This window comes from Bradyrhizobium sp. BWC-3-1 (genome assembly GCF_032917965.1).
GTDB classification, from domain to species: Bacteria; Pseudomonadota; Alphaproteobacteria; order Rhizobiales; family Xanthobacteraceae; genus Bradyrhizobium; species Bradyrhizobium canariense_D.
This window is the reverse complement of record NZ_CP136625.1, coordinates 6168672-6185284: the sequence shown is the minus strand read 5'-3', so window position 1 is coordinate 6185284 and position 16613 is coordinate 6168672. Positions and strand designations below refer to the sequence as shown.

At 65.6% G+C, this 16613-nt stretch carries 15 protein-coding genes; 5 read left to right on the top strand and 10 right to left on the bottom strand.

The features are described from left to right. On the top strand, window positions 1–639 hold the full coding sequence (locus RX329_RS30020) for an NrsF family protein (RefSeq protein ID WP_085352256.1): 639 nt from the start codon (window positions 1–3) through the stop codon (window positions 637–639). Window positions 640–649: 10 nt separating this feature from the next. Here the strand turns inward: RX329_RS30020 and RX329_RS30015 are convergent, their stop codons facing one another. Then, entirely contained in the window at window positions 650–1753 is a 1104-nt protein-coding gene (locus RX329_RS30015; protein ID WP_085362361.1) for a DUF2336 domain-containing protein, read from the bottom strand. A gap of 63 nt (window positions 1754–1816) precedes the next feature. Then, the gene (locus RX329_RS30010; RefSeq protein ID WP_085362362.1) at window positions 1817–2974 is read right to left on the bottom strand and encodes a GGDEF domain-containing protein; all 1158 of its coding nucleotides are present in this window, start codon (window positions 2972–2974) and stop codon (window positions 1817–1819) included. Window positions 2975–3406: 432 nt separating this feature from the next. Here RX329_RS30010 and RX329_RS30005 point away from each other — a divergent pair, with 432 nt between their 5' ends. The 4 genes from RX329_RS30005 to RX329_RS29990 all read left to right on the top strand — a co-directional run bounded on the left by RX329_RS30005 (window position 3407) and on the right by RX329_RS29990 (window position 7531). Beyond that, complete coding sequence (locus RX329_RS30005; RefSeq protein WP_007593582.1) at window positions 3407–3976, top strand: sigma-70 family RNA polymerase sigma factor; 570 nt, start codon at window positions 3407–3409, stop codon at window positions 3974–3976. Continuing rightward, window positions 3973–4668 carry a hypothetical protein gene (locus tag RX329_RS30000; RefSeq protein ID WP_026233260.1) on the top strand — a complete coding sequence of 232 codons (696 nt, stop codon included), beginning with the start codon at window positions 3973–3975 and terminating at the stop codon, window positions 4666–4668. Before RX329_RS30005 ends, RX329_RS30000 begins: the two co-directional genes overlap by 4 nt. Before the next feature lie 15 nt (window positions 4669–4683). Further along, the gene (locus RX329_RS29995; RefSeq protein ID WP_085352259.1) at window positions 4684–6381 is read left to right on the top strand and encodes a S8 family serine peptidase; all 1698 of its coding nucleotides are present in this window, start codon (window positions 4684–4686) and stop codon (window positions 6379–6381) included. Window positions 6382–6889: 508 nt separating this feature from the next. Beyond that, window positions 6890–7531, top strand: a complete 642-nt coding sequence (locus RX329_RS29990) for a TIGR03809 family protein (protein ID WP_018456886.1) — start codon at window positions 6890–6892, stop codon at window positions 7529–7531. Between the two features lie 27 nt (window positions 7532–7558). On the opposite strand, the gene RX329_RS29985 is transcribed toward RX329_RS29990, so the two are convergent. The 8 genes from RX329_RS29985 to RX329_RS29950 form a co-directional block, all read right to left on the bottom strand. Further along, on the bottom strand, window positions 7559–8929 hold the full coding sequence (locus RX329_RS29985) for a TIGR03808 family TAT-translocated repetitive protein (RefSeq protein WP_085352260.1): 1371 nt from the start codon (window positions 8927–8929) through the stop codon (window positions 7559–7561). Between the two features lie 103 nt (window positions 8930–9032). After that, window positions 9033–9686, bottom strand: a complete 654-nt coding sequence (locus RX329_RS29980; protein WP_018456884.1) for a pyroglutamyl-peptidase I — start codon at window positions 9684–9686, stop codon at window positions 9033–9035. Beyond that, window positions 9683–10672 carry a methylmalonyl Co-A mutase-associated GTPase MeaB gene (gene meaB / locus RX329_RS29975; protein WP_018456883.1) on the bottom strand — a complete coding sequence of 330 codons (990 nt, stop codon included), beginning with the start codon at window positions 10670–10672 and terminating at the stop codon, window positions 9683–9685. The genes RX329_RS29980 and meaB overlap by 4 nt, the downstream gene beginning before the upstream one ends. Before the next feature lie 51 nt (window positions 10673–10723). Next, window positions 10724–12238 (bottom strand): tripartite tricarboxylate transporter permease, encoded by a 1515-nt coding sequence (locus tag RX329_RS29970; protein WP_018456882.1) that lies wholly within the window; start codon window positions 12236–12238, stop codon window positions 10724–10726. Window positions 12239–12242: 4 nt separating this feature from the next. Beyond that, on the bottom strand, window positions 12243–12737 hold the full coding sequence (locus tag RX329_RS29965) for a tripartite tricarboxylate transporter TctB family protein (RefSeq protein ID WP_007608177.1): 495 nt from the start codon (window positions 12735–12737) through the stop codon (window positions 12243–12245). Window positions 12738–12911: 174 nt separating this feature from the next. Then, entirely contained in the window at window positions 12912–13904 is a 993-nt protein-coding gene (locus tag RX329_RS29960) for a tripartite tricarboxylate transporter substrate binding protein (protein WP_018456881.1), read from the bottom strand. Window positions 13905–14269: 365 nt separating this feature from the next. Beyond that, window positions 14270–16426 (bottom strand): methylmalonyl-CoA mutase, encoded by a 2157-nt coding sequence (gene scpA, locus RX329_RS29955; protein ID WP_085362363.1) that lies wholly within the window; start codon window positions 16424–16426, stop codon window positions 14270–14272. Next, on the bottom strand, window positions 16423–16608 hold the full coding sequence (locus RX329_RS29950; protein ID WP_018456878.1) for a hypothetical protein: 186 nt from the start codon (window positions 16606–16608) through the stop codon (window positions 16423–16425). The genes scpA and RX329_RS29950 overlap by 4 nt, the downstream gene beginning before the upstream one ends. Between the last annotated feature and the right edge of the window lie 5 nt (window positions 16609–16613).

Here is a 16613-nt window from a genome sequence, read left to right as displayed (position 1 = left end):
ATGGACACCGATCAACTCATTCGCTCGCTCGCGGCCGACAACGCCCATCGTCCGCCGCGCGTCGGCGCGGTGCTGACCATGGCGCTGCTGGTCGCTGCGCCGCTGTCGATCCTGATCTTCGCCACCTTTCTCGGTGTGCGTCACGACGTGATGAGCGCGATGCACAACCCGTTCTTCGACATGAAGTTCGCGGTCACGCTGTCGCTCGCGATCCCGGCGATCATCGTCAGCCTGCATCTGTCGCGTCCCGAGGCCTTGCTGCGTGGCTGGGGCTGGCTACTGCTGCTGCCGGTCGGGCTGCTCGCGGTGGCGATCGGCAGCGAGGCGATGATGGCGCCGGCCATGCCGATGACGATGCGACTGATGGGCAAGAATTCCAGGGTATGCCTGTTCGCAATCCCTGCGATGTCGCTGCCGCTGCTTGCTGGGGCCCTGTTCGGCCTTCGCCACGGTGCGCCGTCCCATCCCGCACTCGCCGGGGCGCTCGCTGGCCTGGTGTCGGCGGGCCTTGCCGCGACGCTGTACGCTTCACACTGTACCGACGACTCGCCGCTGTTCGTCGCGACCTGGTACACGCTCGCGACCGCGTTGGTGGCGGCAATTGGCGCGCTGGCGGGGGCGAAGGTCCTACGCTACTAGCTTGCCGGCTTCACGCCGCCGGCGTCGCGCCCTGCTGCATGCGGTGGAAGCGCAGCACTTGCTGCGCCGTCGAGCTGCGCAGCGCCTCGTAAGCGTCGCGCAGCGTCAGCATGTCGGTCTGCGAGCCGCCTGAGAGCTTCTCGCGCAGGGCAATGATGGCGCGGACGCTCGACCATTGCATGGCCGCGACCTTGGCGAGGATCATCACGCCCTCGACCCGGCTTTCGATCATCATGGTCTCGGCGGTCTCGACTGCGACGCCCGCAAGCGCCGCGAGCCCCGCATTGGTCTCATCGAACTTGCCTTGCTCCGCGAAGGTGGCGACCTGGAGCTCGGTGAGGCGGCCGTCCTCGTGCAGCGACTTCACCAGCGCGCGCGCCCTCTCGGTCTGCCTGGTCATGCTGGCGGCGCGGATTCGCTGGGCCGCTTCCTGGACCACGCTGGACACGTCGTCCGCGAACTCCGGGTGCGCGGCCTCCAGCTTCCTGCGCACGGCCAAGGAGGCCTTTGCGACCAGCTTCAAATAATGATGGCGGGGCAAGTCGGGCCGCAGGCCGATGCAACTGGCGAGGTCGTCGTCACGCTCGGCGCGGGTCACGAGGTCGGCGAGACTTCCCTCCGACAGTTGGGCACCCGGATTGCTGACGGTCGATTGCACCACGTCCTCGTCGCCGCGGGTCACCAGCACGTCCGTCAGCGCTTCCGACAGCACCCGCCGCAGCGAGATCGCCTTGAGATGGGCTTGACCCCTGGTGCGTGCGATCTCGATCAGGATCTCCTCTGCCAACCGTTCGGATTTCGACAGCACCGGGCCGGAAACCTCAATCACCTCGTCGAGCGCGAGCGTGCGGATGATCTTCGGCGGCGCAGCCGCGATCGGTGCGAGGCGGTCGGCGAGCAGCGCCTTGGCGGACGTCTCGATCTGCTCGATCAGGCATTGGAACACGTCATCGAACACACAAACGTGGTCGTCGGAATAGTCCGAGGCGTTGCCCACGAAGAGATCGGTGACGCGGCGCAGCGTCTCGACCCGGTGCGCGACGGTGCCGTGCGAGAGCGCGGTTTGCAATTCCTCGAGCAGATTCTCGGATGATTTGGCGGATTTGGATCTCATTGCCCTGTCCTGGAGCGTTCGGCCCGGCAGCGGCTTCGGTCGCGCCGGGAGAAAATGGATTGATCAGCTGGTTGCAATGCGGTTGCGCCCTTGTGCCTTGGCGGAATAGAGCGCGCTGTCGGCGCGCACGAGAAACGTGTCGGCGGTATCGTTGTCGCGCAGCGTCACGACGCCCGCGGAAATGGTCACGCGCATGCCCGGGGAGAATGCGCTCCAGTCCAGATCGGCGACGATGCCGCGCAGCCGATCGAGCGTGCGCGATGCCGCATCGACGTCCGTCCCCGGCAGCAGCAGCAAGAATTCCTCGCCGCCGTAGCGGCCGAAGCAGTCGGCCGGGCGGATGTTGGCGAAAATGGTGATTGCGAAGGTGCGCAGCACCTCGTCGCCGACGGGATGGCCATGGGCGTCGTTGATGCGCTTGAACCAGTCGAGATCGATCAGTGCGATCGCGCAAGGGGTCGATGTCTGCCGCGATTTTTCGATCTCGGCGTCGAGAAGCCGCATGATGCAGCGGCGGTTGTAGGAGCCGGTGAGCTCGTCGAGCTCCGCCAGCTCCTCGATGCGCTGATAGGCGGCCTTCAGCTCGATGCTGCGCCGGTACAGGATCTTGCGCAGCGTGGCGCCGAACAGGCCGAGGAAGGCGCACTGGCCAATCACCAGCACGAAGCACAGCATCGAGGCGGCCCGTTGCAGCTGGGTCGTAACCGGCAGTCCGATTGGCAAGTCCGAGGCGAGGAAGACCAAGGCGAGCCCGCAAGTGGCGAGGCCCCAGGTGAGCATCGCCTGGCTCGGTGTCATACGAAGCGTGCCGAAGGCGAAGATCAGAAACAGCACGGCAAGGAACGCAACTCCGACTGTCGGCACCGCGAGCAGGAACAGCAGCTGCAGCGACATATGCGCCGAGATCTGGAAGACGGTGAGGTAATGATCCTCGAACCGGTCGCCCAAGCCCGCTTCCGATAGCACGGTGAAGGTTCCGATGGTCAGAAGGCCGCCGAGCCAGAACAGTGACGGAACGCCCATGGAGATGACGCCGTCATAGGCGTAGAGCAGCAGGACGGAGGCGCCGAGCAAGTAGCTCGCCACCTGGCCGACATACATCTGGCGCCGCTGCCGGATCCGGCGCGCCAGGACCTCGGGTGCCGCTGCAGCGGTCGTCAGGGCGAGATCCGCGGCCTCAGCGGCATTCCTCTCGGGAAAGGACGTCGCAGCCGTGCTCATGGTCCCGCCCAATGGTGGATGTCAGCCCAAAATCTACGTGGCAAGCCTTTAGGTTTGGTATCCTTCGAAACCGAATCCACGCTGTGCAGCGCAGGAGCGGGGACGTCGAGCGGCCGAGGAATTCGCCGGCCATGAGGCGTCGTGTGCGACGCGGTCGAGCCAAAGCAGGGCTTCGGAAGACATATGTCGTGCTAGGCTGCTAAGGTTCCATGCACGTCGGCCCCTCTATGCTGGACGGCATTGCTCAGGAAAGTGCTTCATTACTATGTTACCGTTCTTGAGCGCGGCGCCCAGCCGCGGGTGGCAAAAGGAAATTTCGCGTATGTGGGGTAGATCACACAGCCTCCCGTATGACTGCGGTAGGGTGAACAATTTTACCCCTCCCGTCGAACCGTCTGCCGCATCGACCCGACCAATCTTGCGAGACGGCCTTTGAGCGTGACACAAGCGGCTTCGGACGAGATCCTGATCGCCAGGATCGCTCAAGGCGACCGGCTCGCCATGCAGGTGCTGTACGGGCGGCACCATGTCAGGGTGTATCGGTTCGGCCTTCGGCTCGTGCGGGACGAGCAGGCGGCGGAAGACCTCATCAGTGAGGTATTTCTCGACGTCTGGCGTCAAGCCGGCAAGTTCGAGGGCCGATCCGCCGTTTCCACCTGGCTGCTGGCCATTACCCGATTCAAGGCCCTGTCTGCGCTTCGGCGCAGGAAGGATTTTGAGTTGGACGACGACGCCGCGAACGCGATCGAGGACACGTCCGACAATCCGGAAACGGCGGTGCAGAAGAAGGATACCAGTGAAGCGTTGCGGGAGTGTCTGACGGGCCTCTCGCCGGATCATCGGGAAATCGTCGATCTCGTCTACTACCACGAGAAATCCGTGGAAGAGGTGGCCGAAATCGTTGGCATCCCGGAGAACACTGTGAAGACGCGCTTGTTCTATGCGCGCAAGAAATTGGCCGAACTGCTGAAGGCAGCCGGCATTGAGCGAGGCTGGCCATGATGGCTTTGAGCAAGAAGATGCTGGAGCAAGAGCCCGGTGAAATTGAACTGCTGCTGCCGTGGCACGCCGCCGGCACGCTGAACCCGCGCGATGCGCGCCGCGTCGACGAGGCGCTAGCGCGCGATCCCGAGCTCGCGAAGCAATATGCCGCGATCCGCGGCGAGTATGAAGAGACCATTCATCTGAACGAGAGCCTGGGTGCTCCGTCGGCGCGCGCGATGCAGAAGCTGTTCGCGGCGATCGACGCCGAGCCCGCGCGGGCGGCCGGTTCGCTGCCGCTGTCGGCGCGCATCGCCACCTTCTTTGCGAGCCTGTCGCCGCGCACTCTCGCCTGGTCGGCGAGCCTTGGCGCCATGGCCCTCGTGCTGCAAGCCGGAATCATCGGCGCGGTGTTGACGCAGACCCAGACTGCGACCTTCCAGACTGCTTCGCTCTCGACCAGCGCTCCGATCACACGCGACCTCGGCACGACCGTCCCGCCAGCGCGCGCGCTGGTACGCTTCACGCCCGAGGCGCGCGTCGCCGACATCACCGCATTGCTCGACGGCTACCAGGCTTCGATCATCGGTGATGCCAAGGGCGGCATGTTCCGCCTCCAGTTCGACAAGGCGATGAGCCGTGACGAACTCAACTCGCTGCTTGGCAAGATGCAGCGCGAGAAGTTCGTCAACCTCGCCGTCGCGGCGCCGTAAGGCGCTTCCAAGCTGATGACGCGCAAGTCCGAAAGTGGAGTAAGAGCCGGGGTCTGCGCTTCGTCGGTCGCAGCCGCGCTTTTGCTCGCCGCCTGTCTCGGCGTCGAGGTTGCGCAGGCGCAGGCGATCATGCGCACGCCGACGATCAGCGTCCCCTCCCGAATGCCAACCATTTCTCCTGGCATCGCCGCACGCGTCGGTCCCGGTGTTGCGGTGGCTGTTGGCCGTAGTCCCGGTCCGATCGTGACGACGAGGATTTCGGCGCGGATGGGACCGACGCCGGTGTTGCCTTATGCGCGCTACTCCCCGAACCTCTATCCCGCCTGTACCGCGCCCGATCGCGACGCCGCCGGCGAATGCCTGGCGCAGCAGAACGCAGGCGGCGATGGCTCGGGCAAATCGGGCAAGAAGACCGCCGGAAAGCGGCGCGGCAACAACGCGCCCGTCGCCGCGGATTTGCGTACCTTCGCCGACGAATTCGTCGCCGAGATCGATGGCGGGCTGTCGTCGACCGAGGCCGACGAGCTTGCGCGTCGCCATGGCCTGACTCGCGTGACTTCCGAGAATTTTCCGCTGATCGGGGCAACGTTCGGACTGTTCCGCATCACCGACGGCCGGCCCTCCGCGACGGTGCGGCGTGAATTCGCGGCCGACGGCAGCGTGCGCTCGGTCCAGCCGAACTTCCGCTACCTGCTCCAGGACCAGAAATCGTCGGTGCCGACCGAGGGAGATCCCGCGCAATATGCGCTGGCCAAGCTCCGCCTGCCGCAGGCACATACTCTCGCGCATGGCGCGAATGTGACGGTTGCTGTGATCGACTCCGGCATCGACGCCCGACATCCGGAACTTGCCAATTCCATTGCCGACAATTTCGATGCGCTCGGTAGCGCCGAAGGCCCGCACATTCATGGCACCGGCATTGCAGGCGCCATCGTGGCGCATGCCAAGCTGATGGGCAGCGCGCCCGAGGCGCGCATCATCGCCATCCGCGCCTTCGGCGGCACCACCGGCGGGGCCGAGAGCTCGTCCTACATCATCCTGCGCTCTCTGAACTATGCCGCCGAGCACGGCGCGCAGATCGTCAACATGAGCTTTGCCGGTCCCAAAGACGCGGTGATCGAGCGGGCCATCGCGGCGACCGCCGCGCGTGGCCTGGTGCTGATCGCAGCCGCCGGCAATGCCGGCGCGAAGTCGCCGCCGCTCTATCCGGCCGCCAATCCCAACGTGATCGCGGTCAGCGCAACCGACCAGCAGGACCGGCTGTTCACCGCCTCCAACCGTGGCAACTACATCGCGGTCGCGGCCCCCGGCGTCGATATCTTCCTGCCGGCGCCTGACGGCAAATACCAGATGACGTCGGGCACCTCGTTCTCGGCCGCCTATGTCTCCGGCGTCGCGGCGCTGCTGCTCGAGCGCAACTCCGCCTTGAAGCCGGAAGCGCTGCGCACGACGCTGGCGAAGACGGCGCGTGACCTCGGTTCACCCGGGCGTGATGATCTGTTCGGCGATGGCGAGGCCGACGCGTTTGCCGCGGTCATGGCCGTTCCCGCCGCCGGCGCGACGCCGGTCGCGGCCGCATCCGGTACAACAAAACGTGAAGATATCGAGAAGCGTCGCGACGAGCCTGGCATCCGCGCATTAGAGCAACCCTCGTTGTCGAGCACCGAGGATAAAGCCACGGTTTCTCAGGCGGATAGGCCGGCGACGCGATAGCGGCTCCGACAACTTTGCGCGCGGCGCGAAGGTTGAAAAATCAAACGCCGCATTGAACGTTCGGCCCGCTGCCACGACCAAATTATGTGGGAGCGGTTATCCCTCCCCATAAGTCATATCAGGCGCGAGCGCCCATCCACCCCAAGCGCCCATATGGCTCGACCCGTCCGGTTGTCCCCCCGGACGGGTCTTTTCTTTTTGGGCGTCCAATCCCTCGAAGCCTGCGCGAGATCAGCTTCCGGTTGAGAGATCGTGGCTCACTCATCGCCACTGCTCCGCCGGCACGCCGCAAGCGCGCTATGCTTGTGCGAAGCTTGACTCCAAAACCGCTTGAATCTCCGCACGACTACGGAGTTTGGCGACGAAAACATCGTCGTTGCTGGACAAGTCAAAACTTTTCCACAAAATATTCACGTCGCGTCTAAATTGATTCGTGTGCGTTGCGTCGCGTCCGTATTTTCTCCTGACGGGCTGATTTATGACACATCGCCAAGAGGCTATTCGCGACGTGGCTATTGGCCGCGACATTGCGGCACGCTGGTGCGCTCTCGCCGAGCAGCGGCTGGTGCATCTCTCCGAGATGTTCGAGACCGGGCGCTGGCGCCGCTATCACTCCGAGATCGCATTTCTCGAAAACATCCAGGAAGCGAAGCTCGCCGTCCAGACCTGGCGCGCCCTTGCCACCGGCGCTGACGTCGCCACGGCGGCCGCGAGCGTGTCGCCCGCATTCGGCTGGTCGCCGGCGACCATGCCCCGCATGTTTCCGCGCGAGCAGCAGGCGCAGACAGTGCAACCGAAGGCCGTGCACATCGTCCCGGAGACCGCAGTGCCGGTCAGGCTCGATCCCAAGCCGGGCGTTCTCGCCGACATCTCCGAAGCCCCGGCCGCGCGGGTCGCCGCGCCTGCCCCGATGGCACCGCTCCAAGTGCCGGCTGCCATGGCGCCGCCCACCGCGCCCGTCGCGATGACGGGGCCCAAGGTGCCGGCCGCGACGGCAGCGCCCAAGGCGCTGGCTGCGATGGCGGCGCTTCTGCCGCAGTTCTCTCCGCCGGCAGCCGAAATTGTCGCAGCCCCCGAGCGCCTGGTTGAGTTCACCTTCAGCCTCGACGGGCTCGAAGCGAAGTATCCACTGCTGCGGAACGCGTTCTAGCGTTCGGGAGGAGGCGAGCAGCGGCAGCTATCGCCGCACCGCATTCCCGCCGACCACCAATTGCGCAAACCGCTGGGCGCCGTCCACCGACAGATCGGACGTCACGGCGCGCGCATGATCGAGCCCGACCACGGCGCCGCGCGGGGTTTCCGAGATCATGTTGTTGTTGACGAGCGCGGTGCCGGCGCCGGGCACGACGGACACCCCGACGCCGGCCAGTGCCTTGCGGATCACGTTGCCCGTGATCGCGACGTCGCGGAGATATTTGCCCCAGCCGGCGACGATGCCGTAGGACGGCGCGTTCTCGATCACGTTGCCGGTGACAGATGAATCCGCCTCGATGTAGATGCCGATGCCGGCATCGTCATCCGGCGCGGTGCCGATCGGCCGCTTCGGGATCAGATTGCGGATGATGTTGCCCTGGACCACGGCGATGCGGCCGCCTTCGTTGAAATTGCAGACGGAGACGCCGACCGCGGCGCCGTCCACAATGTTGTTGGCGATCACCGCGGCCTCGAAAGCGAATTCCGAATAGAGCGCGACCTCGCGCACATCGCTGACGCTGTTGCCGGTGATGTGGATGTTCGAGGCCGAGTTGCCGCGCACGGCGGAGTAATCGCAGTTCTTGATGCGATTGCCGCGCACGATGACGTTGCCGGCGCGGAACGTGTTGATGGCGTTGCCGTACTGGCCGGAGCCGCCGGGGCCGGCCTTGATGTCCTCGATGCGGTTATCGGTGACCAGCGTGCCGTCATCGCCGATGGCCGTGCGCAGGATCTCGATGCCGTTGTCGTTGGTGCCGGTGATGGTGTTGTGGGAGACGCTGAGACCCCTGGCGTCGAACGACACCACTGCCGTCACCGCGATGTTGGTAAAGATGTTGCCCGAGATGTCGCCGGAGACCTGCTCGAGCCAGATGCCGCTGCCGCCGGAGCCGGTGATCGCGCAATCGGTGATGCGGACGTCGCGTCCGCCGAGGATCTGGATCAGCCCGCGCCGCGTCGGCAGCGGAATGCCGCCGCCGTCAAAGGTGATGCCGGAAAGGCCGATTGCATCGGAGCCGTCGCTCTGGATCGCCGAGGCCCCGCCGGTGAAGACGAATTTTGTCGCGCCGCGCACGCCGATCAGTTGCGCGCCATTTGGCAAGCGTAGCAACCCACTGCGGTAGATGCCGGGTGGCAGCGCTAGCGGCATCTGCGCCCGCGCAGCCTCGTCGATCGCCCGCTGGAGCGCGCGGGTCTGATCCTCGCTGCTGCCGGGCCGCACGCCATATTGCGTGGCATCGCGGCCGAGCAGCGACGTCAGCGGCGCCGCACGCGCGGCGTCGGCTGGTATCGCGAGCGCGCCGGCGAGGCCTGCGGTCGATGCTCCAATGAGATGGCGGCGATTGAGGTCCATGACGCGTCCTCCGGCGGACGCGGGGGTCCGCAGCGGTTAGGTAGCGCAAAAACGGGACCGCGCGGCTGGGGCCGTGAGGATTGTTCGCGGTAGGGTTAAATGTTTACACAGTCGTGTTCCGAGCCTTCCGTGCCAACTGTACCATCTCCATCAGCATCGCTTCCCCGGCGTCCACCAGTTCCTCCAGCGTGATCCGCGGCGCGCCCTTGCGGCGCACGGCGCCACTGCGCGCGAGCAGGGGAATATGGATAAATGCGGCGAGCTTTGGCCCGCCGCCCCTGACGTTTTCGATCGCGCGCCAGCTCAGGTAATTGCAGAGATAGGCGCCGGCGTCGCGCGAGGGCCGCGCGTCGATGCCGGTGAGGCGGGCGGCGCGCAGCAGCCTTGCGGTGTGTGGGCCGAAAATCAGCGCGTCCGCATTACCGGCGATGCCGCGCTTGCTCGAGCGGGTGTTGGCGGCATCGGGCCAGAGCATGGTGACGGCGTTGCGCGCGCGGCTCTCGATGCGCAGATAGGGCGTGCGTGCGGCGAGGCCGAACATCAGCAGCGCGTCGGGCTTCTCTTTCGCGAGCACCTCCGGCAATTGCCGGTCCACCGCGGCATAGGTGACTGGGAAGATGTGGCTGGAGATCGCGGCATCGTCGAGTGCGGGACGGCGCAATTGCACCAGCCGGGCGACCAGCGGCTGGGTCGGATTGTAGGGCGCGCCGGGGAACGGGCCGAAGGCGGTGAGGAGAACGCGGAGCTTGTCGCTCATTGCAGCAACTCCAGGATCTTTTCGGCGGCGAGCGCCGGCGTGAGATGGCCGTCGGCCACCTCGGTCTCGATCTTCCGGACCTTGGTTCGCACCGACGCCTCGCTGCGCAACCGCGCCAGCATGCGTTGCTCCAGCATCGACCACATCCATTTCACCTGCTGCTCGCGCCGCCGTGCGGCGAAGTCGCCGGAGGCATTCATCGCCTTGCGGTGATCGAGGACTTTCTGCCAGATCTTCGCAATGCCGTCGCCAGTCAGCGCCGAATAGGTCTCGACCGGCGGATGCCAGTGCTCGGAGCGTGGCGTCAGGATATGCAGCGCGCCGCGATAATCGGCGGCGGTGATGTTGGCGCGCTTGAGATTGTCGCCGTCGGCCTTGTTGATCGCGATCATGTCGGCGAGTTCGACCAGGCCCTTCTTGATGCCCTGCAATTCGTCGCCGCCGCCTGGCAGCATCAAGGCCAGGAAGAAATCGGTCATGTCGCAGACCGCGGTCTCGGACTGGCCGATGCCGACGGTCTCGACCAGCACGACGTCGAAGCCGGCCGCCTCGCACAGCAGCATCGCCTCGCGTGTCTTGGCCGCGACGCCGCCGAGCGTGCCCGAGGACGGCGAGGGTCGGATGAAGGCATCGTCGGAAGCCGAGAGCCGGGCCATCCGCGTCTTGTCGCCGAGGATCGAGCCGCCGCTGCGGGCTGAGGACGGATCGACTGCGAGCACCGCGATCTTGTGACCCTGTTCGATCAGATGGATGCCGAGCGCGTCGATGGTGGTGGATTTGCCGACGCCGGGCGAGCCGGTGATGCCGACGCGGAGCGCTCTGCCGGTGTCAGGCAAGAGCATCTGCACCAGCTCGCGCGCCAGCGCCTGATGGTCGCTGCGCCGGCTCTCGACCAGCGTGATGGCCCGCGCCAGCGCCGCGCGGCTGCCGGCGCGAAGGTCATGGGCGAGGGATTTGATGTCCAGTGAAGGCTTTTTCTCAACCATGCCCTGCTTTACAACGCCCGCGTGGGGCAGGCGAGGGCCGCCCGCCCGATATCACCGGGATGTCGCCGCCACTCCGGTCCGCACCGGTTTCAGCTTTCGCCACGCCCAGACCATCACCGGCCACAGCAGCGCCCCGATCGCCATGGCGGCGAGGATCGCGGCCACGGGGCGCTCGAAAAACGGCAAAATGCTGCCGTCCGACTTGATCAGCGAAGTGACAAAGGCCTGCTCGACCATGGTGCCCATGACGATGCCGAGCACCATCGCGGCGACGGGATAACCGTTGGCTTCCATGACATAGCCGATCACGCCGAAGGCGGCGACGGTGACGACGCCGAACATGTTGTTGCCGATAGCGAACGAGCCGACTGCGCAGCACAGCATGATGATGGGCATGATGGCGGAGCGCGGTGCCAGCAGGATGTAGGCGGCAACCCGGATCATGGCGATTCCGAGCGGGATCATCAAAATGTTCGCGATGATGAACATCAGATAGATCGCGTACATGCTCGACGCTTTCTCGGTGAACAGCGTCGGTCCGGGGTTGAGCCCCTTCATGTAGAGCACACCGATCGCGATCGCAGCGATGGTGTCGCCGGGAATGCCGAACAGTAATGATGGCACCCAGCCCGAGGCGATGCTGGCATTGTTGCTGGCGCCGGCCTCGACCAGGCCCTCGACATGGCCGGTACCGAATTTCTCCGGTTCCTTGGAGAAGCGCTTCGACATCGCATAGGACACCCAGGCGGCCATGTCGGCGCCGGCTCCGGGCAGCACGCCGATGATGATGCCGACGATGTTCCCGCGCGTCATCTGCCAATGGTATTTCTTGGTCAGCTTCCACTGACCGGCCATGATGCTTCCGAATTTGCGCCGCGGCAGCGGCGGCGGCTCGGGCGTCAGCATCGCGCGCATCACCTGGGCGACCGCGAACACGCCGACCAGCGCGGGGATCGGCTCGATGCCGCCGAACAGATCGGTGAGGCCGAAGGTGAAGCGCGGCACGCCGCCGGGATTTTCGATGCCGACGCAGGAGACCAGCAGACCGAGGAACATGCCGGCGATCGCCTTCACCGGCGAGGAGCGCGCCACCAGCGTCGCGCACATCAGGCCGAGCAGCGCCAGCCAGAAATACTCGAAGGTCGAGAACGAGAGCGCGATCTCGGCTAGCGGCGGCGCCAGAATCATCAGCGACAGCACGCCGGCGATGCCGCCCACGGCCGAGAACCACACGCCGGCCCCGAGCGCCAACTCGGCCTGTCCCTTCCGGGTCATGGCGTAAGCCTCGTCGGCATAGGCGGCGGAGGCGGGCGTGCCGGGGATGCGCAGCAGCGCACCGGGGATGTCGCCGGAGAAGATCGCCATCGAGGAGGCCGCCACGATGGTCGCAATCGCCGCGATCGGCGAGAGATAGAAGGTGACGGGGACGAGCAGGGCGGTTGCCATCGTCGCCGACAGGCCCGGCAGCGAGCCGATCACGAGCCCGTACACCGAGGCTGCGAACATCGCGATGATGACCTCCCAGGTGGAGATCAGTGCGAACGCTTCAATCAGGGTTTTCAGCATGGGGTCACCAGGGTGTCGGCAACAGGCCGGCGGGAAGCGGCACGCGCAGCAGCTTGCCGAAGATGAGGTGGATGGCGAACGGCGCCAGCGCTGCGAGCGGCAGCGCCAGCTTCCACTTTGCCCCCAACGCGGTCGAGGTGACGTAGACCATGATCGCCGCGGTGATGATGAAGCCGAGCCGGTCGGCCGCGACCACGTAGAACAGCAACAGCGCCGGCGGCAGCAGCGCGCGCAGGCCGTACAACTTTCCCTGAGGCGGCGGGGCAGCCGCTGCCTGGCCATCCTCGAGCGGGATCAGCTCTTCCGCCTCTTCGAAGGTGTGACCGATCCCGAACACGATCGCGAGCCCGCACAGCGCAAGCCCAATGCCGATCACGAGCGGAAATACGTTGGGGCCGACCGGCTGCCCGGGTACCGGCGGCAGCAGCCAGCCGCCATAGGCGGCTGCGGTGCCGAGCACGACGAGAAACGATCCCGTGACGGAGTCGGGAAGGCGCATGGGAGGATCCTATGAGATTTCTTATCCCTCACCCCGTTCTTACGGAGAGAGGGTGGAGTCCGGGGCTGCGTCCGCGTTGGCGGTGAAAGCTGGACTTGGAGAGACTCCCCCTCACCCGAATTTGGGCTGCGCTCAAATTCGACCTCTCCCCGCAAGCGGGGAGAGGTGACAAGATCACGCCTTGCTCAGACCCGCCGCCTTCATCGCTTCGCCCATCTGGGCGTCGCCCTTGTCCATGAAGCTTGCGAACTGGCCGGCATCGCCCCACACGGTGCCGAAGCCGCGATTGCTCATGAAGTCCTTGAACTCGGCGGAGTCGTAGACCTTCTGCAGCGCCGCGGTGAGCTTCGTTGCGATCTCCGGCGGCAGGTTCTTCGGCCCGGCGATGCCGCGCCAGGCGCCGGTCGCGTAGTCGATGCCCATCGCCTCCTTCAGCGTCGGCACGTCCTTGAAGATGGGATTGCGCGCCGGCGCCATGATAGCAAGGCTCCTGGCCTTGCCGGCCTCGATGATGGCGCGGGCTTCCGGCACCGAGCAGGTGGTGAGGTCGAGGCCGCCGGCGGCGAGGTCCTGCATCGCGGGTGCGGCGCCGTTGGACGGCACCCAGGCGACCTGGTTGGCAGGCAGGCCCATCGCCTGCATCCAGCCGACCAGCGCCAGATGCCAGATGCCGCCCTGGCCGGTGCCGGAGGCCTTGAACTTGCCGGGAGGGGCCGCCTTGATGGCTTCCGCGAGCTCCTTCACCGTCTTGTAGGGCGAGGAGGAGGAGACCTGGATGCCCGGGGGGTCTTCGTTCATCAGCGCCAGCGGGGTGTAGCTCTTCGGCGCCAGCTCGGTCAGCCCTTGCCAGTGCATCATCGAGATTTCGACGGTGAGCATGCCGATGGTGTAGCCATCAGGTTGCGCGGTCGCGATCGCGGTATGGCCGACGACGCCGGAGCCGCCGGTGCGATTGACCACGTTGAAGGGCTGGCCGAGATCCTTCTCCAGAAGCGCTGCGACAATGCGCGCGGTCGCGTCAGTGCCGCCGCCCGCGCCCCAGGGAACGATCACGGTGACGGGCCGCGCTGGATAGGCTTGCGCGCGTACGGGTGTGAGACCGAATGCGGCGGATGCCGCGACTGCGGCAGATGAAGCCGCAAAGCTGCGGCGCGTAATCTTGGACATCAATGCCTCCCAGCGGCGCCCACGACGTCGGGCGCTCTTGTCTATGGCGACATTCTAGTCGGCTTTGCAGCGCGGCTGCAAGGTAGCGCTACCAGCGCTCTGCGGCAACGCGGCCCTCATGCGTGGAATAGTGGAAGGCGAGGCCGGGAGTCTTGCCCGCCTCGGTTGAGGACGCAAACGTCACCGCGCCCATCTGAGCAGGCTCCGCTTCAATTCCGCGAACCAGTCGTCGCAGTCGCGCTCGCATCGCGCTTCATCTTTGCGACCATGAGCGATGCAGTCACCCCCTTCACCATTGCGGTCATGGCGGCGTCGTTGTCGGCGGTCTCGGTGAAGAATGGGCGGATTGCCGAGCGGCGGCCGAATTACTCTGCCGCCTCGCTATGCCCGAGCCGGGCGTTCAGCTTGCGGATCAGCTCCTCGGCCGCGTCCGCGATCACCGTGCCCGGCGGGAAGATGGCTTCCGCGCCGGCCGCGTAGAGCGCATCGTAATCCTGTGGCGGCACCACGCCGCCGACGATGATCATGATGTCGTCGCGGCCCTGCTTCTTCAGCGCGGCCTTGAGCTCCGGCACTGCGGTGAGGTGGGCGGCGGCAAGCGAGGAGACGCCGAGGATGTGGACGTCGTTCTCGACCGCTTGGCGCGCGGCTTCGTCGGCGGTCGCGAACAGCGGCCCAATGTCGACGTCGAAGCCGATATCGGCGAAGGCCGACGCGATCACCTTCTGGCCGCGGTCGTGACCGTCCTGACCGATTTTTGCGACCAGGATGCGCGGACGGCGGCCTTCCGCCTCCTCGAAGGCGTCGATCAGCGCCTGAACCTTCTCGACCCGGTTACCCATGCTGGACGCCTCCCGCTTGTAGACGCCGGTGATGGATTTGATCTCGGCGCGGTGCCGGCCGAACACCTTCTCCATCGCGTCCGAGATCTCGCCGACGGTTGCCTTCGCGCGCGCAGCGTCGATGGCCAGCGCCAACAGATTGCCGTTGCCTTCGCCCGCCGAGCGCGTCAGCGCGGCGAGCGCGGCCTCGACGTCCTTTTGGTTGCGTTCGGACTTCAGCCGCGTCAGCTTGTCGATCTGGAGCCGGCGGACATTGGTATTGTCGACCTTGAGGATATCGATCGGAGCTTCGTCCGTCGGCTTGTATTTGTTGACGCCGATCACCGCCTGCTTGCCGGCGTCGATGCGGGCCTGGGTCTTGGCCGAGGCTTCCTCGATGCGCAGCTTCGGTACGCCGGCCTCGATCGCCTTGGCCATACCCCCGAGCTCCTCGACCTCCTGGATGTGGCCCCAGGCCTTGGCGGCGAGGTCGCGGGTGAGACGCTCGACATAATACGAGCCGCCCCAGGGATCGATGATGCGGGTGGTGCCGCTCTCGTGCTGCAGGAAGAGCTGGGTGTTGCGGGCAATGCGCGCCGAAAAGTCGGTCGGCAAAGCGAGCGCCTCGTCGAGCGCATTGGTGTGCAGCGACTGGGTGTGGCCTTGCGTCGCCGCCATCGCTTCCACAGTCGTGCGCATCACGTTGTTGAAGACGTCCTGCGCGGTCAGCGACCAGCCGGATGTCTGGCAATGCGTGCGCAGTGACAGCGAGCGCGGATCCCTGGGGTTGAACGGCTTCAATAGCTTTGCCCAGAGCAGCCGCGCGGCGCGCATCTTGGCCACTTCCATGAAGAAGTTCATCCCGGTCGCCCAGAAGAACGACAGCCGCGGCGCGAAGCGGTCGACGTCGAGGCCCGCCGCAAGGCCGGCACGAAGATATTCGACGCCGTCGGCCAGCGTATAGGCGAGCTCGAGGTCCTGCGTCGCGCCGGCCTCCTGCATGTGATAGCCGGAGATCGAGATCGAATTGTATTTCGGCATTTTTTGCGAGGTATACGCAAAAATGTCCGAGATGATCCGCATCGAAGGCGCGGGCGGATAGATGTAGGTGTTGCGCACCATGAACTCTTTCAGAATGTCGTTCTGAATGGTCCCTGAGAGCTTCTCCGGCGGCACGCCCTGTTCCTCGGCGGCCGCAACGTAGAGCGCGAGGATCGGCAGCACCGCGCCGTTCATGGTCATGGACACGCTCATCTGGTCGAGCGGAATGCCCGCAAACAGCGTGCGCATGTCGTAGATGGAATCGATGGCAACGCCGGCCATGCCGACGTCGCCGCCGACGCGCGGATGGTCGCTGTCATAGCCGCGATGGGTGGCGAGATCGAACGCGATCGAGAGGCCCTTCTGTCCGGCTGCGAGATTGCGGCGATAGAACGCGTTGGAATCCTCCGCGGTGGAGAAGCCGGCATATTGCCTGACGGTCCAAGGCTGGTTGACATACATGGTCGGGTAGGGGCCGCGCAGATAAGGCGCGATGCCCGGATAGGTATCGAGGAAGTCGAGCCCGGCCAGATCGGCCTCGCTATAAGCGGGCTTCACCAGAATGCCCTCGGGCGTCAGCCACGGCTCGGCGCTGCCGGTCGGGGCGCCGGCGGCAGCGCGCTCGAAGGCGACGTCGGCGAAATTGGGAATGCGGGTCATTCCTTGGGATCCTCAAACCTGCGATTGCGCTCAATCAGCTTTTGCACATTTTTCTTGTAGACGGGATCGTCCAAGCGGCTCTGAGTAATTTGGCCGGTCCCAACCCAGAGCAGCCGCGCGAACAGCTTCCCAATCTTCCATTCTGCCAGACCGAGCAACGTTTGTCCGAGCAGCTGAAACATGGCGG

Excerpts from the sequence above, each read along its gene's own strand:
- RX329_RS29985 (WP_085352260.1), bottom strand. The coding sequence starts at position 8,929 with ATGGACCTCAATCGCCGCCATCTCATTGGAGCATCGACCGCAGGCCTC.
- RX329_RS29995 (WP_085352259.1), top strand. The coding sequence starts at position 4,684 with ATGACGCGCAAGTCCGAAAGTGGAGTAAGAGCCGGGGTCTGCGCTTCG.
- meaB (WP_018456883.1), bottom strand. The coding sequence starts at position 10,672 with ATGGTTGAGAAAAAGCCTTCACTGGACATCAAATCCCTCGCCCATGAC.
- RX329_RS29965 (WP_007608177.1), bottom strand. The coding sequence starts at position 12,737 with ATGCGCCTTCCCGACTCCGTCACGGGATCGTTTCTCGTCGTGCTCGGC.
- RX329_RS30015 (WP_085362361.1), bottom strand. The coding sequence starts at position 1,753 with ATGAGATCCAAATCCGCCAAATCATCCGAGAATCTGCTCGAGGAATTG.
- RX329_RS30000 (WP_026233260.1), top strand. The coding sequence starts at position 3,973 with ATGATGGCTTTGAGCAAGAAGATGCTGGAGCAAGAGCCCGGTGAAATT.
- RX329_RS30020 (WP_085352256.1), top strand. The coding sequence starts at position 1 with ATGGACACCGATCAACTCATTCGCTCGCTCGCGGCCGACAACGCCCAT.
- RX329_RS30010 (WP_085362362.1), bottom strand. The coding sequence starts at position 2,974 with ATGAGCACGGCTGCGACGTCCTTTCCCGAGAGGAATGCCGCTGAGGCC.
- RX329_RS29950 (WP_018456878.1), bottom strand. The coding sequence starts at position 16,608 with ATGTTTCAGCTGCTCGGACAAACGTTGCTCGGTCTGGCAGAATGGAAG.
- scpA (WP_085362363.1), bottom strand. The coding sequence starts at position 16,426 with ATGACCCGCATTCCCAATTTCGCCGACGTCGCCTTCGAGCGCGCTGCC.
- RX329_RS29960 (WP_018456881.1), bottom strand. The coding sequence starts at position 13,904 with ATGTCCAAGATTACGCGCCGCAGCTTTGCGGCTTCATCTGCCGCAGTC.
- RX329_RS29970 (WP_018456882.1), bottom strand. The coding sequence starts at position 12,238 with ATGCTGAAAACCCTGATTGAAGCGTTCGCACTGATCTCCACCTGGGAG.
- RX329_RS29980 (WP_018456884.1), bottom strand. The coding sequence starts at position 9,686 with ATGAGCGACAAGCTCCGCGTTCTCCTCACCGCCTTCGGCCCGTTCCCC.